Source organism: Litchfieldella rifensis, from assembly GCF_042646605.1.
Classification (GTDB): domain Bacteria; phylum Pseudomonadota; class Gammaproteobacteria; order Pseudomonadales; family Halomonadaceae; genus Litchfieldella; species Litchfieldella rifensis.
This window is the reverse complement of the sequence record NZ_JBHRUG010000002.1, coordinates 61,545-82,049: the sequence shown is the minus strand read 5'-3', so window position 1 is coordinate 82,049 and position 20,505 is coordinate 61,545. Positions and strand designations below refer to the sequence as shown.

Annotated in this window: 8 protein-coding genes; 5 read left to right on the top strand and 3 right to left on the bottom strand. The window is 57.5% G+C overall.

Features of this window, described 5'->3' with window-relative positions:
• Positions 1 to 229 precede the first annotated feature (229 nt).
• Positions 230 to 11,545 carry a LysM peptidoglycan-binding domain-containing protein gene (locus tag ACFOEV_RS00995; RefSeq protein ID WP_386770693.1) on the bottom strand — a complete coding sequence of 3,772 codons (11,316 nt, stop codon included), beginning with the start codon at positions 11,543 to 11,545 and terminating at the stop codon, positions 230 to 232.
• Positions 11,546 to 11,844: 299 nt separating this feature from the next.
• Positions 11,845 to 12,711, bottom strand: coding sequence for a LysR family transcriptional regulator (locus tag ACFOEV_RS00990; RefSeq protein ID WP_386770691.1), 867 nt, complete (start codon positions 12,709 to 12,711; stop codon positions 11,845 to 11,847).
• 307 nt (positions 12,712 to 13,018) lie between these two features.
• Between ACFOEV_RS00990 and ACFOEV_RS00985 the strand changes: the two genes are divergently transcribed.
• Positions 13,019 to 13,693 (top strand): FMN-dependent NADH-azoreductase, encoded by a 675-nt coding sequence (locus ACFOEV_RS00985; protein WP_386770689.1) that lies wholly within the window; start codon positions 13,019 to 13,021, stop codon positions 13,691 to 13,693.
• Positions 13,694 to 14,226: 533 nt separating this feature from the next.
• Positions 14,227 to 15,528 (top strand): arylsulfotransferase family protein, encoded by a 1,302-nt coding sequence (locus ACFOEV_RS00980; protein ID WP_386770687.1) that lies wholly within the window; start codon positions 14,227 to 14,229, stop codon positions 15,526 to 15,528.
• A gap of 65 nt (positions 15,529 to 15,593) precedes the next feature.
• Here ACFOEV_RS00980 and ACFOEV_RS00975 read toward each other — a convergent pair whose 3' ends face one another.
• Positions 15,594 to 16,520, bottom strand: coding sequence for a Gfo/Idh/MocA family protein (locus ACFOEV_RS00975; RefSeq protein WP_386770685.1), 927 nt, complete (start codon positions 16,518 to 16,520; stop codon positions 15,594 to 15,596).
• 178 nt (positions 16,521 to 16,698) lie between these two features.
• Between ACFOEV_RS00975 and ACFOEV_RS00970 the strand changes: the two genes are divergently transcribed.
• From ACFOEV_RS00970 to ACFOEV_RS00960, 3 genes are all read left to right on the top strand, one after another.
• The gene (locus tag ACFOEV_RS00970) at positions 16,699 to 17,718 is read left to right on the top strand and encodes a TRAP transporter substrate-binding protein (protein WP_386770683.1); all 1,020 of its coding nucleotides are present in this window, start codon (positions 16,699 to 16,701) and stop codon (positions 17,716 to 17,718) included.
• A gap of 129 nt (positions 17,719 to 17,847) precedes the next feature.
• The gene (gene araD1, locus ACFOEV_RS00965) at positions 17,848 to 18,846 is read left to right on the top strand and encodes an AraD1 family protein (RefSeq protein WP_386770681.1); all 999 of its coding nucleotides are present in this window, start codon (positions 17,848 to 17,850) and stop codon (positions 18,844 to 18,846) included.
• A gap of 17 nt (positions 18,847 to 18,863) precedes the next feature.
• Complete coding sequence (locus ACFOEV_RS00960; protein ID WP_386770679.1) at positions 18,864 to 20,441, top strand: aldehyde dehydrogenase (NADP(+)); 1,578 nt, start codon at positions 18,864 to 18,866, stop codon at positions 20,439 to 20,441.
• Positions 20,442 to 20,505 lie beyond the last annotated feature (64 nt).

Sequence of the window (20,505 nt, the reverse complement as noted above, 5' to 3'; positions counted from 1 at the left end):
TGACGGGCGGCCCGAGCGGCGCGGGCGGCACGTATCAAATCTATCAAGGTGGCCTCCTTTCCTCTCCTCAACCGCAGAAAGTGATATTGGCCGGCTTGCTTTTGTTCTGATTCTTTGCGTACGAGACGCGAAGACGATCCTTCTAATTTAGTCGTAAGGATGAAAGAAAAAGTAAAATTTCGTTCACAAAAGAATCGTCAACGTTATCCTTTGTATGGCGGCATCAGGGTTACCGTGGAAAATAGACCCGATCTCCAGGATAAAGGACGCTGGGGTTGGGGATATGGCCCATGTTCAGCTCCACCACTTCGGCGATATCGTGGCCATGTCTCACTGCGATACCTCCCATTGTCTGACCCTGTTGGACGATGATCTCCTCATAATCCGCTGAATCTTTCAGATCAGGATTGAAGCGCCCGCTCTCGTCGGTTTCATCATCTTCGACAGCGTCATCGGGGACATCCGGTTGTGGTTCTTCATTTTTCGGTGGTGTCGGTTCGTCCCGATTCGAGCTGTCAGGCTCGCTCGGTTGCGGAGCTGCGCTCTCTGATGGCGGCGTCGTTCGCTCAGAGTCGTTAGTCTCGATGGGTTGCGGAGCCTCGCTATCAGGCGCCGTCGGTTTGTTAGTAGTATCAGGCTTCTTCTCGTCATCAGCGAACAACGGTTCCACCAGTCCATTGATGAGAGCTGCCGCGCCAATGGCGACAAATGTCCAAGCCAGCCGTCGAGTACGGGTCTCTTTGTCTCCGGACCCGGGGCGTGAGTAGCGTAGCATCGCGCGCGATTCGCCAGCCAACCAGTGCACACCGGCTCCGGCCATAGCAGCATCGAGCAAAAGCTGCCGGCTGGCAGTGACCGCTCCGGACATGTCTCCGTTCATGGCACTGGAGGTAAGAGCCATGGCATCGTTGACCGACAGATAGACACCTAGGCCAGCCGGTAACGTGGCACCTATGAACCTGAAGGGAGTCCGCAACTCGGTGTTGCGGTCCGCCACATTAGAGCCTCTTTTCCCACTGATGACACGCAAGGCATTCTGCGCGATACCCCGTTCACGACCTACGAGGCTTGGTACATGAGCGGGAGAGAACCAACCGGGGATCGAGTGATAGGTGCTCAAGCTCACCACATTGCTAAGTGCATTGGTAAAAGCGATCCTGCGGCCGCGACGGGTTCGTGAGTCAAGGGGACTGAGACTGCCTGGCTCGATACCCAGGGCCGCCGTCCCGGCATTCTCGAAGCGGCGCACCTCTGCCAGAATGGCGTCGATCTTGGCGGCATCGGGTAGCTGGCTCTGCTGTAGATGGGCGATATTGGCCTGCATTTGGCCTGCATGCCACACGACCTGTTGGATATCCTGTTCAGCCACCCCGGCTTCACGTGCCACCCCGACAAAGCGATTCATGGTAACGGTGAAGTTCTGCTCGTCGACTTGGCCTTTTTCGGTCATGCGCTCCCAAGCGAGCCTATTGTGACGCTTCTCCGCGTTTTCCTTCAGGGATAAGGAGCCACGCAATATCGTCGCCGATGCACCGGCGGTACCTAGTCCTGTCGCCCAAGAGGTTCCCTCTGCAGCGTTGCCGGCTACGTAGGCGACGCCATGACCGGCAGCAAAGGCTGCCGCAGTGTATACGTAGGTCGCGGCCTTTTTCTTTTGTATTCCCCAGGGAGTGCCAACACCCACCTGCTGCTTGCGATCGAACTGTGCAGGCGGCGGTGTTTTTGGAAAGGAAACTTCCGTCATGGGGCGAAAGCTTGGCGCCGTGGTTTCGATTCTGGGCATATTCAGCCAGTCGTCGAAGGCCGTGAGTGCTTCGCCATGGGCCACCATACGACTATCTTCGAGCGTTTTCAGTTTCCCTTCCATTACTTGCAGCCGGTTTTCCAGCCTATTGGCCTCGATCCAGTCGCCTTGGGCACGGTGTTGCTGGATTTCCTGTAGGACCAAAGGACGGGTCCGCTCGGCCATTCGCGCACGTGACCCATCGACCAACGCTTCGTAGTTGCCGCGTACGAATCGCCATGCCAGGTGCTTGTCCACTTGCGCCAGTTCGTCGATGAATTGCGACTGTTTGGTCAGGGTGCGCCGATACATGCTGTCATTCTCGACGGCGACCGAACCGCTCTCGTGCAGAACGGCATCGGGGTGGCGTTGCATGAAACCGATCAGTGCCTGGCGCAGTTCGGGAGACTCGACCAGGGCTCGGGTTGCATGCTCGCCCACGCTGAACTTGGTATTGGGCGCAGTTGCGACCAGTTGCTCCATTTTTGCGATATGTGCCGGCAGGGTCATGCGTTGCACATTACCGTCGACATTTTGCACTGGTAGCTTGACGGTTCCCATGTTTGGACGTGTGAAGACGTCGAGACCAAGATCGCTGAGCATGATGGGGGCCTCGGGATCATCGTATTGCTTGACCATCCGCATGATGCCCTGGAACTGACGGTCATAGCGCAAAGTGCCTGCCTGAGGTCGCCCGTCCTGGCCTACCGCCACTGGCCCCCAGCCGGATTCAATGGTGACGAAGAGCCCTCTCTCTTGGGATGTCTCGATGATTTTCGATAGATTGTCGACTTGGGCCTGATTGTCGAAACGGAAACCGACGGTTTGATTGACCGGGGTTCTACGGCGCCCCAGCATGGTGGTGGCGACACCTCTTTCGGCCACCACATGTACGCCGCCACTGAAGACGAAGGGAAACTCGGCCGTCAATTTCTCTATCGTCTGGATGGCCGATCTTTTTCGCATCCCCATCAATCCCGGCGGTACTCGTAACTGGGGGTCGACCTTGGCTGCCAGTTCTGGATCCTCATTCAACAGCGCCAAGTGCTCTTCGCCCAATCTCCTGTTCTTGTGCTCCGACAAGCGATAACGCCCCTGTTCGGCGGTCAGTGCGTTCTCCCCTCCAGAGCCAAAGCTTTCGGCGGGATAACCGACGATGGACCTGGCGTGGGGGTCGAGATTGCCAGCATGGAATTTTAGGTCGCGGCCATCCTTGGGGACTCCCGTGGTCGTTACACCGCGGGCATCGGCCACGATGCCGGCCAATATTCTTGGCGACTTCTCGCTTAATCCATGCACGAGGTGGTCGGCATAGAAGCTACCCTCCAGGCCGAGCTCATGTTGTAGTTCGTTGAAGCTATTCGAGCGGGTCCATCGCTTCTCGATCCCTTTGTCAACATTGCTCTCGGTCTGGTGGCCTTTGACTTCCTTGCGGCGTTCCTTGGCCTCGTCACGACGCTCCTTGCTTAGGCTGAAACGCTCTCTTAGCGAGGCAGGCGAGGGAATTGGCTCCGGCGTCGACGGGCGTGCGGGCAATACCGTGTCAGGTACCAATGAGATGGCCAGGGCGTGCTTCTCACTAAAAGGCGACGCACCGTAGGTCGAGATGTTCCAGCCGGTTTGGCGGTGGACGCTGAAATCCTGGCCATGGCGGCCACGTATACCGGTGAGACCTCTGGCCGGCCAGCCCTCGAGTTGCAGAAAGGTGTCGGCGCTGGGAGAGCGCCGCTGAGTGTGACCGATCAACAGGGCGCTGAGCAGTGAGGCGGTTTCCGGTGCCTTGTCGCCGGTGACGGTGTTGGGGTAGACCAGACCGTCGCGTAGCACCACGCCACGTCGATAATGAGAATGCCCCGTGGCACGGCGAGTGAAATCGCCTGCTGGCGAGCTTTCCAATGAGCGGTAGAAATCACCGTTGGAGCCACTGGCTCGTTGGCTAACAAAATGGGAGCCACTGAGCAGGCGTTCGAGGAAGTGTGTGACCTCAGTACGCTGCGAAAAATTTCCGGCGTCCAGCGCTTCCTGGGTGTGGTATAGCCGATAGCGTGTCGTGCCCCCGTTCTTCGTCGGTGAACCATCTGGCCCCAGACTGGGCTCTTCCATGATGATACGGTGACTTTGAACATGCTCGACGAGCGCCTGAAGGAAGGCATAGTCACTCGGACTGTATCCCTCCGGTACCGTATCCCCCGAAGAGAAGAGGATATGTTGCCAAGCTTCTCGCAGATTGCCGACAATCCGTTGTTTCGCCTGGGGAGAAATCAGGAAGACGCCGGTGCCGCTGTATTGTTTGGCGCTTTCAATCGCCGCGCTCAACCGGTCCGGGTCGCGTACCGCTGCATCGAACAAGCCATCCTGGAAGCGGCTGACGCTTTCGTCCCCGTCGGCAAAGCCGAAGCTTTCCGGCAGTTCGACATACTCCGGTCGTTGCCAGGGAGAGGGCTCCGCTTGAGAGTGTGCCACTGGCGAGGTGGTGGATTGTTGTTCGCTGGTCGATGTCGGGGTTTGATGGACTAGCGCCGATGCTGCGGGCGACAACCAGGCGTTCTCTCCTTGGTATTCGGCAACAGGCAGCGCCTCGCCGTTATGGAACTGTCCTCTTAGCTGCTGTGCCGACAGCTCGGTCACCACGATATAGACGTCATCGTTGGACCTCGCATAGTGCGTACGCTGTCCATCAGCGCCTTCGCTCCGGACCTGGACGACTTGTCGACCCTCGGCATTCGGGGTGGTAACCGAGATGTCATCGACATGTCCGGTTCGTCCGGCCGGCCAAAGGATCCGCCCATTGTCCTGGATACGCCCACTATATGGCACCTTGCCGTCATTCAAGGCGAAAGTGTTTGCGGCTCGCTGGGTGCGTATGACGTGAAGGTAATTTCCAACAGGTATTTCGCCACTGTTCACTGCCTGACGTAGCGCGCCCAAGTCGTCGAGACGATAGAGTCGAGGTTGTCCTGCCGGTGGCGCGGACATGTGCACGGCCGGTGGGGAAGCTTCTCCCGTCTGCGTCGTATTCTCGGGCTCATTGGATTTGCGCCATGGGAAAAGAAAATCGAGAGATACCGCGCCACGGTCCTCCCTCCATGGGACATTTCCAAGTCTATTCTTGATACGCGTGAAGACGCCTTCTGCTGGGCTGCCTTTGTGAGCCTGCGCTGTTTCTTGATGGGTTGCCTGATGTGCTTGTGGCGCGATATCGATGACGAGCTCGAGAGAGTCATCAGGACCGCTCTTGAAACGAAACCCCGCAGCTTCAAGACCGAGCCGCTGTAGCGCCCTAGCTCCCGAGCGGCCGAGCACAGTGTTCGCCGGATCAGCGCCTTGCTCATAAGCTTCTCTGGTTTGCTCATTGATAACGTCCCGGAAGATCAGCCGCTCTGTGGGGCGTACCTCAAAGTGCTTGAGTAAACCTGCTAGTAGCCGACTGCCGCTACCCGACGGGCTAGGCGTGCCGCTCTTGCCAAAAAAAGCGAAGAAGTGCTCTACCACCACCTCTGGTGAAGTGACGGGACCATGACCGATTATCCCAGATGGGTCATTAACTATGGCATTAACATGAACCAATGGAACTGTTGAATCTGAGTGATCGAGCGATATCTCATTGCCATCAATGAAATACTCTACTGACGGCAAGGGGGCATATTCTGCTGGCAAGGTGACTCTAGCAGGCTGACGTGGTGCGACATCCGCAATGATATGAGGGAGTTGGAAAGATGGTGTCGGCTCAGGTAGTGATGGCCGCGTGAATGCAGTAGCCGCCGGCCCATACGGGCGGACATTGGGATCGCTGGCAGGGTGATAAGCTGCCGATAGTGACTGTGGGCCAGGGTTCTGCCGGGCACGGACGGTAGCTTCCGCTAGATCAATGAACCGATTGAGAGGGTGTATCTCAAAGCTGTTCATGGGAGAACGAATCTCCTGAAAATCATGGAGATAAAAAAATCCATCAGGATCAATCAAAAACTGCAGATCGCTAGGAATTTTATTCTTTTTCTCGATGAACTGTCGTATTGCCTTAAGACTTCGTACACTATTTTCATTTAGCAGCGAAGGTTTTAACGTTTCGATCGTACTGCTGTGGGCGGGATAGTAATCCATCAACAGAGCATCGTGGCCCTTGGCTTTTATGGCACCGTGGATGGGCGCGACATAAGGCGCACCCAGTTTGATGTATTCCTCCGCAGCTCCCCTCTCTACAGCGGCGGAATATAGCCCTCTCCCATCGCGATAGATGACGAGCACCTTGTCGTACAGCCTAATGGCAGTTTTATGGAGGCCGGCTCCCACCATTTCACCCAAGTGCTCGCCATCTGGTTGAATTACCCTGCGCTCCCCTCCCTGAGTCAAGATGAGTTCTCCATCCATTAGCTCAACCGACCCTTGCTGGCGCTCGCCCGTGTTGTGATCAGGGCGCAGGACTTTCCATTGAGAGGGTGCATTGGCACTCGGCGCGACAACTTCCGAGCCGTAGATATTGGAAAGCCTTTGGGCAAAAGCGGTAGCGACTGCGCTAGGGTTTTGAATATCCAGCACAATAGGCCCTTGGTGATCCCGCCACTGTCTATTCTTGTGCAAGTCGGTCGACAGCAGAAGGTCATGTGGAGTCATCTGCTTGTCGAAGGCATAAATATGCTCTGCATCAATCACCTCGGCAGTGATGCGTGCATGATTTTGTGAGGCATTGGGACTCAGGTAGTCATTGAGAACGGTATCCAACGTTTCGAGTCGCGTGTTTTGCTGTGCCTCGAGATCCAGGCTTTTCCTTGACAGCGGATCAATGTGTCCGACAATATCAAGCCCCCCACGACCACTGGTGATAAACTCCCAGCTGCTTGCTTTAAGTCCAAGGAGATCGAGGATTCGCTCTCCAGTACGAGCCAAGTTTGTTTCCGATGCTGGCTGCTCAGTTGCATAGGCAAGGAGTGCGCTTTCATTTTCGACTGATCTGAAAATCAGCTTTTCAGTAGGGCGAACGCCATAGGTCTCAAGTACCTGTGCCGCGAGTTCACTTGCTCCATGACGCGGAAGAGTGCCGCGATAGATATGTGTAATCTCGACAACATCTCGATCCCCGAGATTTTTTTCTCCAGGAATCCCAGGGTTCTCGATGATCATGTTGACATGAGCATCTGGGTGGCCAGGAACTCGCGCTCCGATCCAACTGGTACTCGGCTCTTTGTAATAAGCAACGGGTGGTATCTTAACTCGATTTTCAGTGTTGGAAGGTTGTGACGATGCATGATCCTCCGATGCCCCAAGCACCAACGGCGCGCCTTCCCATTCTCGGGTATTCGGATTGAGCCCGATGATGTGGGTCTTGCCCGTTGCAACCAGCTCTTCCGTACTTGCGCGCGGACCATCATCCGGTAATACATAGACACTTTCGTCGCTTTTGGGCGGTTGCCCCGACAGGAACTTGACCTCAACTGGCGCGCCATCGACTTGAATGGTTCTATATGAGTGCCGCGGGGATGACCCATTGTGACTGACTGCTGCACTTTCGCTCATCTCAGGTGAAGACGATTGAGATCGAGTAGGGTGGGAGGGGTGATAACCTTCAAGTTCTTGGTGATCGCGAGCAGGTAGTGCGGCTATGTCCTGTGTGGTGCGAGCCGCCTGCGACACATCGCTATCCGAGATATCTTCATGGCGAATGATGGTCTTGCTAGGGTCGTGGGAAACCCTTTCATCGGTGGGGCGATAGACGCCATCGGGGCCCGCTTCATAAACGACCAGGTTTGGTGTTGGACCTAGTTCTGGTCCTCCAGGCGGGACGTTCGGGCCACTTCCTCCTGCTTGTGGGTCGGGTCCGTTTCCGCTTATGGCTTGTGTCCCTCGATTAGGCCTGGTCCGCCAAAGCCCGTGAATACCCAGCCCCGTTCCCACGAGGCCCGTCAGCCCTCCAACGATGGCCTCTGTCTTTTGGATATCCGACATTTGGTCGCCATTAACGACCAGGTTATAAGCAGACATGGCCATGAGCGGCACACCGGTACCTATCGCCCCCCAATCCAAACTTCGGGCAATTCGGTTCAACCCATCGGTGCTCCGCAGGTAGGTTGTCGCGTGGCCGGCAAGCATCGAACTCGGCTTGACGGCGCCAATACTGGTCAGGAAGGCTTCCCCTCTCGTTACGTGGATGCCGTGGACACCCCTCATCATGCCTGGCATGCCGATGGTGCGCAGGACACTGGAGCCTACGGGCAGGAGCGTGGTAGCAACCGAGAGGTAGTTCATGCTCGATTCCCAATCGTACCAGTCGCCGCCATGTTGGAGATGGTTTATCTGATGCTGCGCGGCTCTGAAGCCAAGATAACCGCCCCCTAAGTAGGCTAGTGGGGCCGCCACAGGCGCGGCCGGGGTGAAGGACAGAGCCGTGGCAATGCCAGTGCCAATGCCCACGAGGGGGTCGACGCTCTTTTCAAATATCGAAACATTGCGCGCATTGACGACCTCGAGAGGAATGGTGTTGTCCTCTCCGGGCTTCATTTCAAGCCCTTTCGGGACGACCAATTTGCCTTCTTCACTGAACTGATCGTTATTGTCTACGAAGTCTTCTAGGCTCGAGAAATCCTTTCCAGTCGCATCGACATACCGGATATCGCCGTCACTATTTCTGACAGCAATCAATGCCGCTTGCGTCTTACCTACCGTGTCATCGACATAGAAGAAGGGAACATCGTTGATCTCGGGATTGCTTCCCCCAATGTCATGAATGGCTTCTGTGACTTCTTCCAGCGACTCACGATTTTTTTCTGAAGCTCCATTCAATCCCAGAACTTTTCCTACCCTTTCCTTTATGTCGCTTGCACCCAAGCGCTCGAATTCGTTATCGAATCCCTCCTTCTTGTAGAGCTCTTGGAACAGAGGTTGATAGATACTATCCAGCGCCTGCTCTTCTTGTTCGTCGAGATAACCGTAGTCCAGGCAAGCATTGTACTCCGTTTCCGATTCTCCCATACGTTGCATTGACTGGGTGGCCAGTAAGTCATATCTCTCAGCAGTGCGCCTGGCGACTTCCTGGGCTTGTGAGAGAACTTGACCTTGATCCTTTTCTTGGTCCTTTGCGGCATCCAAGGCAATACGGGTGATGGCCATTTCGGGATGGACCCATCGCCACTCCCCATCGATCTCGATTCCTATCGGCTGACCACTTTCCGTTAACGCACCCAATCCGTTTTCTTCATAGCCTTCCGCAACCTGTGGAATTACCTGAACCTCATGATCACCGATGGTAATCTTGACCGGCTCGGTGCCATCGGGAAGCGCATCATCGGGGCGCTCAGTGCTTCCTGGACCATGCTTTTTGAGCAGTTCATCCAGTTCCTGCTTCAGGTCGCCGGTCTCGGTGCCGAGGTTTTCGAGCGTGACACCGAGTTGATCCTCCAATACTTGGTGGAGATCCCTACCCGCGTGGGCAACATTCTCATGCGCTTCCTGTCGATTATCGACAAGTTTAAGCCACTGCCTCGTGAGCTCGGGATCCCGGTTCTCCTCCCAAAAGGATGACATTTCGTCGGGGGCCAGCGGTTCATCCGTGGTCCCTTCTTCAAAGTGAGTGATGACCCAAAGCCCATCCTCTCGCTCTTCAATAACCTGTTGGCCAGTAAACTCGCCCAGGTAGTCGCCTCCTACGGTGGAAAACTGTTTTCCCTCTTCCAGAAGACCTTTCTCGGCGTTGAAGACAGCAAGCAGCTCATCTCTTTTATCATAAGCTTGCAGCCTTAGTTCTCCGGCTTCACTCTTGGCTGCATAGAAGTCGTAATAGGCTTGAGCCGTTTCCAATTGCTTACCCGTCTTCTTCTGAACGGCTTCTGCATCCTTGAGGGCGCCTTCGATAGTTCGATACGCTTTCGTGTCGGGATCGGTGTTCTCGAGCTGGTGGCGAAGTTGATCAACGGTATGAGTGGCAAGCAGGTCGTCGCCCTTGCTACTGTGCAGGCCCGCTCCATAGAAGAGGGCGTCGACTTGGGCTTGTGCAGCTTCTCGCTTATCTCCTTTATCCGCTCGGCGCTGTATGTCGGCCTCTGTGTCATCCTCTTTGCATACTTCAAAGGAAGGAGTAAGAAGCGGTGCCATCTCCTCTTGTTTAGCGATCGCCTGTTTGAGAAGTTTCTGTGTTTCCTGGTATTCCTCTTTAGCCTGGCCAACCTGTTCCAAGCGTTCTTCGGCACCTTTCTGCTTGCCTTTCGGGTCTGGGCGTATCCAACTCAGGCCATGGGGGGCGAACGCTTCGTCCAGAGTCACGCCGGCATTGGTCATGGCTTCTTTATAGTCTGGATCGAGGGCGTAGACATCCAGCTGTGCCTGCGCTTCGATCAGGCTGGTAAGTGTGACATTTTGGGCGGCGATCGTTGATGCAACCTCCGGGTCCAGCCAGACCCCGTGCATTGGCACCCAGTCGCCGCCTGAGGGCGGTGCTTCACTTGGAGGGTCGCCATAAGGATCTTCGAGGGTCACGTTCCGACCTGGTTTTCCCTCGTTGATAGCTTGCTGTGGCCCTTCCCCTTGTCCTTTGAAAGCTTCAATGGCTTTTCCAGCCAGCGCCTTTTCGACTACTGTCTGAATGATCTCGGCTTCTTTAGCTTTCTGTGGATCATGGCTGTCGAGATTGACTTCCATCAGCAATTCGACAAGCGAGGCCTCTGGAGAACCTTGCTCGATATCGAACTTCACCCCATCTTCGTGGCGCCGCAAGCTCATCTCGCCATCCGGCTCAGTCGTCAACGTATAGCCCTTGTGGGTGACTTCTACCGTGGTCCGTCCACCCCCAATGGTGATTTCTTCACCAGGATGGATAAGGTTCGGGTTACGGTCGTTGAAGAAGTCGCGGTTGTCCGGCTCAAGATCCTGCCATCCCTCCACTCCTTCGTATTGGCCGGCTATCTCGCTCAGGGACTCGCCCGGCTTGACGTCGTGGGTAATGAGCTTGCCGTTCTCCGGCGGCTCCGTGGTTGTCTTGGTCTGGCGCCCGTTGGCCTCGATGACGGTCTCCACAACCGTGCCGTCGGGTTTCGTGACGGTAGTGGTCTCGGTTCCTTCAGTATCGGTAACGGATTCGCTGATCTCACCATCGGCATATTCGACTCGGCGGATCTTATTGCCATCGGCGTCGGTATAGCGCGTGGTGCGTGCGTCATTATGATGGTCGTCATAGGAGCCGACGATCAACTTGCCCGTCTCAGCACCCTCGTCGGCCGTCGTCTGGCGAATCTCCACTCCTTCGACATCACCGTTCTTGTTTGTCGGCTCTATTGTCGTGACATCAAATCCCGCCGCTTCCAACCGGGCGATCAATTGGTCGCGGGATATCCCGCGTGATTCGGCCACCTCGTCGAGACTCTGGCCCTGGGTGACATCCTCGATGACATCTTCAGCAATGTCCTCGCCGACATTTTCGGCGATGCTTCCGGCAATATCCTCGACAGCGCCGTCTCCCTCCGCCCCTGCTTGAAGTTGCCGTACTCCTTCATCGGACTCGAGATAATCGTCCCACGGCTCGACGGCTGTCTTCACGGCCTGGAACAGGGCTTCATCGCGGATCTTCAGTGTGTCGTCTTCGACTTCGACATCCGAATTGTCATGCAGTACCGGAACCATCAACTCCAGATTTGGCAATGTGTAGCCGTAATCTCCACCGACGTCGAGAGTCGTGTTCCCGGACTGTATCTTGTGGATCGTCACTCCGCTGGAGGTGCCATTTCCAGGTGCTTGTGATTGCCTGGCCGTCACGATTCTCTGCGCCAGCTCGAGTGCCATGCTGAAGGCGTTAGTGGGCAAATCATCCTGTGACGAAGTCGGCAAACGAAAAGGGCGGAGTGGTATGGGTCTCATCGAAGAGGCCTCCTGTCCTCAACTATGCAACACGGCGCTGTTGTTTATTGACTGGCTGTCCAGTAATGGGCTGTCACGGCGAAGCGAGCAATCGCTTCAGTTTAAAATGTGCCTGCCCCAAGAATAAGTCACGTTTCTTGATAAATGATTGAGCTAACGTGGAGCAGCGCCCAAGTATTTATCATGCATGGGGAAAATTCAGGCACTTAAAACAGAAACCATACTCAAGCCGGTTCGGCCACTGCGCGAGAAGTCAAACTCTCGACAATGCTGTCCGCCAGTGCGGTCAGCACTGCCTGGTCTCCGGTTGGGCTGGTAATGAGCATGAACTCTGCATCCGGCAACTGGGGCAGGCCATGCTCTTGCGTCAAGGCCATTAGCCCCGGCGAGAGTTGGCTGGCGGGCATGGGGGCAATGGCGAAACCGGTCGTCGCAGCTGCGCGCAAGCTGGCTCCGCTCATGCACAGCATGGCAGTACGCTGGGCGATACCTGACTGTGCCAGTTTGGCAAGCGCGACCTCACGGTAAGGGCACGGCTCGGGGAACAGCGCCAGGGGGAGCGGTGATGGTAAGCGGATTGCCGCCTGGCTTGCCCAGGCCCATACCAGTGGCTCGCGCCATAGCAGCCGCCCTGGCTCACGTGCGCCGCATTGAGCACCCAGCACCAGATCCACATATCCTCTCTTCATCGCGTTGATCATGTCACCGGGAATGCCGACCCGCACCCCGATTTCGATTTTCGGATTATCCTGCATGAAATCCTGCAATGTGCGCAGAAGTCGTGGGTGCGAAAAATCCTCGGCGACCCCGATGCGTATATTGCCTTGAAAGGTGGAGCGCGAGAGTTGCGTCATGGCATCCCGGTTCAGCGCGAGTATGGCGCGGGCATAACCAACCAGGCACTCACCATCCGGCGTCACCTCGACCGAGCGGGTGGTTCGTTGCAGTAATGGCTTGCCGATTTGCGCTTCCAGGCGACGCAGGTGTCCACTGATTGCCGGCTGGGTCAGATGAAGACGGCTGGCAGCACGCGTGAAGCTACCTTCGTCTATCACCGTGACAAAGCTTCTGAGCAGTAGTAGATCAAGCATTCATATCACTCCGTGATAAATACCGTTATGGCTTATAATATATTGCTTATACCCCACTCGGATTCCTGGCACTTCCTGTTCCAGGAAAATTCATATGAAACAATAGGTTGCCGGGTCATACCGTTCTCTTTCACAAGCGCGCCCAATGACTCAGTAAAGCATGCAAAACCATTTTCGTCGAGATTTTGAAGAATGCTTGGTCAAAAACATATATTTCACCCCCTTATAAAAAATATCATATAACGCCATTTATATTTTTACCCTTCATGTGCTGAAATAAATTCTCCAGATATTGGAGCACTGTCTTATGTCTACTGTACTGCATATTGCATCTTCTCCACGGCGACAGCGGTCCGCTTCACTGGAGATCGCTCAGGCATTCATCTCCCATTATTGCCAACGATACCCCGCAACTGAGGTGAAAACCTTGGATCTCTGGCGTATGGATCTGCCTGAGTTCGATGAAGACGCCATGGCAGCGAAATATGCCGGACTCAGCGACACGCCCCTTACAGAGACGCAGAAGAGCGCCTGGGATGGGCTGCGATCCTTAGCCGATCATCTGCATGAAGCAGACATCCTCATCTTCTCCATCCCCCTCTGGAATTTCGGCATTCCCTATAAACTCAAGCATTTCATTGATCTTGTCTCACAGAAGGACATTCTTTTCTCATTCGACGCTGAAGAGGGTTTCGGCGGCTTGCTTAACAACAAGAAAGCGGTTGTCGTATATGCAAGAGGCTTGGATTACACGGCGGGATCATTTACCCCGGCGCAAGAATTCGATTTCCAGAAGCCGTATTTCGAATCTTGGCTGAAGTTTGTCGGAGTGACCGATGTGTCCTCCGTGGTCGTGGAAAAGACCCTCTTCGGCAGTGATATCGACACAGAATCAAGAAGGCGAGCTGACCGTGAGGCACAGCAAATCGCCGCCCAATTAGCGCCACCTTGCAGCAAGCAGCATACTTCCTCGGCTATTTAAAGCTTCCCCTCCTGGTGTGCGAATTGACCTGGCCGGCACACGCGCCGGCCTCGAACGCCCTGCGTTGATGAAGAAATCACAAAACCACTCGAGCTAAAAATCTTATAGTAGAAAATGGAAGAGCAGTACATTTTTTAAATGTAAAAATATAAATAAAAATGTTTATCTTGTTTGATTTTTTATTTGATGGAAGCAACCATTTATACCCTCCTTGAAAAACCAACGACCTCTTGATATCACTACACACATTCATACATCAGTATTAATGATATTTCATCATCACCGTTACAGCGGTGGTTCACATAAAAAAGCGGATCGAAGAAGGCACTAATCTCTTGCTCTGTTGTCGTATTGCGGAAGCAATACGCTACCAACCTGAGCCTGACAATGACAGGAAGGGGGTGGAGCATATACCACTGAACCGGACAGGGTAAGATATGGACACATCGAAAACCCGCAACACGCGCTCGACGTCGACCGAGCAGCCTTCCCTTTTGGACAAGATTTTTCGTACCCTCTCATGGCTAGCGCTGATGGCCCTCATCTTTCTTGCCGGGGCTATCATGGCCGTGAGCGAGACCTTTCCCGGCCCCCAGATCGAGCGTGCCTATCAGGCTGGCATAGCGCTCTATAATCAGTTCACGCAATACCGCGACGTCTATGCGGGTGACATCTGGCGCGAGGAACGCCGTTCCGACGAGGGGGTGACCATTCACGAGTCAAATCAGACGCGGGATGGCCTGACCCTCTATACTTCGGGCGATGCCTCCGCAGCATACCTGATCGATATGGACGGCGACGTGGTGCATGAGTGGCGCCGCCCGTTCAGCGAGATTTGGCAAGAAGGTGTCGGCAGCATCGAGAAACCACGCCCCGACGAGTTCGTGCACATGCGCAACGCGCGTGCCTTTCCGAACGGCGACTTGGTCGCGCTCTACGAAGGCAATGGCGATACGCCATATGGTTACGGGGTCGTCAAGCTCGATCGCGATTCCAACGTAATCTGGAGTTACCCGGGACGTGCCCATCATCAACTCGATATTGCCCCGGATGGCAAGATCTACGTGCTCACCCATGAGGTCGTCGATGATGAGGTCGACGTGCTGGGGAAACAGCCGCGGCTCGAGGATTTCCTTGTCGTGTTGTCGCCGGATGGCGAAGAGCTACAGAAGACCCGCTTGGTCACCACGCTTGGCGAGTCGCAATATCGACGTCTGCTGGAGTCGGTGCCCGGTCTTAGCCTGTGGGATCCATTGCATACCAATACCGTCGAATACATCGACCGAGAGAAGGCCAGGAATTTTCCTTTCGCTGAAGAAGGCCAGGTATTGCTCTCCTTCCGTGCCCTTCATGTGATTGCCGTATTCGACCCCGGGACCGAGGAGTTCACTTGGGTCACACGGGGCCCTTGGGATGCGCAACATGACCCGGACATCCTGCCGAACGGCCATATCCTGCTGTTCGACAACCGCGGAAACCACGATGAGGCGGAGGGGGAGTCGCGCATCATCGAGTTCAATCCACAGACGATGGAGATCGTCTGGCAGTATCGCGGGACGCCGGAGCAACCATTCGCGAGCCGTATCCGCGGGGATCAGCAGCGTCTTGCGAACGGCAATACGCTGATCACGGAATCGGACGGTGGACGCCTCCTGGAGGTGACGCCGGAAGGAGAAATTGCCTGGGAGTTCGTCAATCCGGTGCGTGGTGGACCGGACGACAAGATGATCCCGGTCATGGCCTGGGCACAGCGGTTGGACCGGGCGATGTTCGACTCGGAGTTTCTGCCGCCGCAGCCGTCGCCTTCTGAGGCGAAAACGGCGGCCTCCCAATAAAGTCGTTCACCGTACGCTACCTGCCAGTGCTTGCCGCCGTCGTCGATTGCTTCTTCGTCCGAAATTCACTCGACGTAGGCGGCAACCCGTTTCCTGCGGCCGAGAAGAAACGCGTCCGCCACGTGCCGCAAGGGCGCCACGTCGACATCGGAGGTCCGCCCCGCCACCAGTTCGGCGAAGCGAGCATACAGACCGGGATATTCCCGTTCCTCGGCCTCCAGCTCCACGCGCCCGTCGATGCTCAGGCGACGCCCCCCCTGGGTCAGGCTCAGCCGGCCCGCCTCGGTGTCGACGTGGATATCCCAGGTCTGAGGGCCGGTCTGGCGGAAATCGAAGGCTGCCCGGATAGGCGTCTCCTGGACATCGCTGAACGCCAGGTCGGCGGCGATCGGCGTCTGGCAGTTGCTCGGCACCGCGAGATTCGCCGAACGCAGGAAAAACGGCCGCGGCAGGATCTCGGTGGCAAGGGACAACGCATTGATCCCCGGGTCAAAAACGCCCATCCCACCAGGCTCCCAGATCCACGTCTGACCGGGATGCCAGACCCTCGCGTCTTCCTTCCATTCGATCTCGACGGCACGAATCTCGCGCCCAGCCAGCCACTGTCGCGCCTGAGCCACACCAGGCGCGAAGCGCGAGTGCCAGGCAGCAAAGAGCGTGAGCTGCCGCCGCTCGGCCAAGTCGCTCAACTCATCGACTTCGCTTAGCGTCGCACCGGGGGGTTTTTCCAGCAGCACGTGCTTGCCGTGTTCGAGGGCGAGACGCGCCTGGGAGTGGCGCAGATGCGTCGGCGTGCAGATCGCCACGGCATCCAGTGCGGGAGTCGCGTCGAGCATTGCTTTCAGCGATGCATGATGCGCCACGCCGTCCAGGCGAGAATGCGGGTCGGCAATGCCTACCAGCCGATAGCCGGAGTTGGCCGCGATGGCCGGAAGGTGCTGGTCGCGAGCGATCTTGCCAAAGCCTACGAGACCAAGATTGATGGGAGGCATGCGCTTACCTGTGGTTGGGTTGAAAGCGTGTTCTCGTCGAGGTATGCAACCTAAACCAAATTACCAGTATAACTCGACCCTACCAAAGTATATGTTGAACATAGCCACCATATGTTCAACATTTATCCGACCACGCACCAGACAAAACCAAAAAACAACACCCGATGGAGTTCCCCCTATGCTCAACCTCAAGCACAGCCTGATCCTCACCGGCTCAGCACTGTTGCTCGGTCTATCCACGGCCCAGGCGGCCGACTATGAATGGAAGTTCCAGGCATCGGAGACCTCCGGCGAGCCGAGCTTCAAGATCAAGCAGGAGTGGGCCGACAAGATCAATCGCATGACCGACGGGCGGGTCGAAATCGAAGTGATGCCGATCAACGCCATCGTCGGGCCGACCGAAACCCTGGACGCCGTCAGTGCCGGCATCATCCAGGGCCATATGACCGATCCCAGCTATTTCTCTGGCCAGAATCCGGCCTTCGGCATGCTCGGCAACCTGGTGGGGGCCTGGAACGACCCCTACGACTTCCTGGAATACATGAAGCAGGGCGGTGGTGAAGACCTCTACAACGAGTTGGTCGAACCCTATGGCGTGCACCTGATCGGAGCGGCGACCTTCCCGCTGGAATCGGTGCCTTCCACCGTGCCCATCGAAACCCTCGAAGACTTCCAGGGCCTGAAGATCCGCGCTCCGCAGGGCATGGTCTACAACATCTTCGAGCGTATCGGCGCCTCCCCCGTGAACCTGCCCGGTTCCGAAGTCTATACCGGCCTGGAGAAGAAGGTCATTGATGCCGCCGACTCCACGGTGCTATCGAACAATGACGCCATGGGCCTGCACTCCTTCGCCCCCTATCCCTTGTATCCGGGCTTCCATTCGATGCCGATGATTGCCGTGTCGATCAACAAGGATATTTGGGACGGTTTGCCCACAGACCTGCAGGCAACGCTCGAGACGGCTTTCGACGGCATGGCCTATGATCTGATCGCGCGTCTCAAGGCGCAGGACATCGAGACCCTGCAGAAGCTCCAGGACGACCCCAATGTCCACCCCTTCGACCTGCCCGCCGAGGAACGCAAGAAGTTCAGTGCTGCGGCAGAGCAGGAATGGCAAGAGTGGGCCGATGAGAACGAGATGACCCAGAAGATCTACGATTCGGCGACGGCCTTCCTGCGCTCACGCAACCTTCTCTGATTCCGACTTACGTCAACCGACCGCGGGTCGCCGGTGCGCTGGCGACCCGCTCGTCACGCATGGAAATGTGATCTTGCCCAACACGGCACCGCTTGACCAACGACGATGCCCCCTTTCGAGGACTCCCCCATGCGCTTGATTCAATGTGACTACCAAGGCCAGGTGTGTGCCGCGCTGGTCGAAAACGAACAACAGGTCAGGCTGCTCGACGCCGACACCTACACGCTGGCCCGGCGCGCCATCGCGGCCGGCAAATCGCTCGGCGACACCATCGAGTCGGCGCTGACCGACACCCGGCTCGACTACCAGGCCTTGATAGACGAGCGCCGCCTGTTGCCGCCGCTGACCCATCCCGATCCGGCACATTGCCTGGTCACCGGCACCGGACTGACACACCTAGGCAGTGCCGATACCCGCGACGCCATGCATGCCCAGCCCTCAAACCAGCCCCAGGCCGACGACAGCGAATTGACCGATTCGATGCGCATGTTCAGGCTCGGTGTCGAAGGCGGCAAGCCCGCGCCTGGCAAGAGCGGTGCCCAGCCGGAGTGGTTCTACAAGGGCGACGGTGGCTGCATCGTGGCCCCGGAAGCCCCAATCCCGGTGCCAGCCTTCGCCGAGGATGCCGGCGAGGAACCGGAATTGGCCGCCCTCTATGTGATTGGCGACGATGGCCGTCCGTGGCGGGTCGGCCATGCCATTGGCAACGAGTTCTCCGATCACGTGACCGAGCGCTTCAATTACCTGTGGCTGGCGCATTCCAAGCTGCGCGCCTGCAGCTTCGGTCCGGAACTTCTGATCGGTGAGTTGCCCAAGCATCTGGAAGGCACCAGCCGCATCGTGCGCGATGGCGAGACCCTGTGGGAGAAGCCGTTCCTGACCGGCGAGGCCAATATGGCGCATAGCCTGGCCAATCTCGAACATCACCACTTCAAGTACGCGAACTTCCGTCGACCTGGTGACGTGCATGTGCACTTCTTCGGCACCGCGACCCTGAGCTTCGCCGACGGCGTCCAGACCCGCGACGGTGACCGTTTCGAGATCGACCTGGCACTCTTCGGGCGGCCGCTGTGCAATCCGCTACGCTTCGAGGCAGACACCTTCGACGTCCGCATCCATTCACTGTAACGACACAGGAGCCGAAGATGACACTGGAAGGCAAGTTACTGATCGGCCAGCAGGCCATCAGCGGCAATCAGACCGAGATTCGCGCCATCGACCCCGCCACTGGCGAGACATTGACGCCCGCCTATCTGGGCGGCGGCAAGCCCGAGGTCGAACGCGCCTGCGCGCTGGCCGAGGAGGCCTTCGCCAGCTACCGCGAGAGCTCGCTCGACGAGCGTGCGGCGTTCCTGGAAACCATTGCCAGCGAGATCGAGGCCATCGGTGACGAACTGATTACCCGCGGCATGGCGGAGACCGGCCTGCCGCGGGCGCGCCTCGAGGGCGAGCGCGGCCGCACCTGCGGCCAGTTGCGCCTGTTCGCGTCCGTGGTGCGCGCCGGCGAGTGGCTCGACGTGCGCCTCGACCCGGCCCTGCCCGAGCGCCAGCCGCTGCCAAGGGTCGACCTGCGCCAGCGCCATATCGCCCTCGGCCCGGTGGCGGTGTTCGGCGCCAGCAACTTCCCGCTGGCCTTTTCCGTCGCCGGCGGCGACACCGCATCAAGCTTAGCCGCCGGCTGCCCGGTGGTGGTCAAGGGCCACTCCGCCCATCCCGGCACGTCCGAGCTGGTCGGCCGCGCCATTCAGCGCGCCGTGGCCAAGTGCGGCCTGCCCGAAGGGGTGTTCTCGCTGCTGTTCGGCTCGGGCAACGACATCGGCCAGGCACTGGTCGCCGACCCGCGCATCCAGGCGGTGGGCTTCACCGGCTCGCGCAAAGGCGGCCAGGCGTTGATGGCCACTGCCCAGGCACGCCCGCAGCCGATCCCGGTGTACGCCGAGATGAGCAGCATCAACCCGGTGTTCCTGCTGCCCGAGGCCCTCAAGCATCGGGTTGACGATATCGCCGAGAGCTTCGTCGCCTCACTGACCATGGGCGCCGGGCAGTTCTGTACCAACCCGGGGCTGCTGATCGGGATCCAGGGGCCTGAACTCGAAGCCTTCATCGACGCCGCCGGCACGGCCGTGAATGAAAGTGCGGCCCAGACCATGCTCACTCCGGGCATCCACGCCGCCTATGAAGACGGTATCGGAGCGTTGGCTTCCCACCCCAAGGTGCGCCAGATCGCTCGTGGCCAGGCCGGCGACGGGCCGCATCAGTGCCAGGCGGCACTGTTCGCCACCCGCGGTGCCGACTTCCGGGCCGACGACGCCCTGCAGGCCGAGGTGTTTGGTGCCAGTGCGTTAGTGGTCGAGTGCGCCGATTTCGACGAGATGCAGCGCATCGCCGACCACCTCGAAGGTCAGCTCACCATGACCCTGCAGATGGACAGCGGCGACCTGGATACCGCCCGCACGCTGCTGCCGACGCTGGAGCGCAAGGCCGGGCGGGTGCTAGCCAACGGCTGGCCGACCGGGGTCGAGGTGTGTCACGCCATGGTCCATGGCGGCCCCTACCCGGCGACCTCCGACTCCCACACTACATCCGTGGGCAGCGCGGCCATTCAGCGCTTCCTGCGCCCGGTGTGCTACCAGAACCTGCCGGCAGGGCTGTTGCCCGAAGCGCTCAAGGATGGCAATCCGCTGGGCGTGAGCCGGTTGGTGGACGGCAAAAGAGAGAAGTAGGAAGTAGGAAGTCGAAAAGAACTGGAACCTCTTGGGGCGGTCCACTGGCCGCCCCCTTGTATTT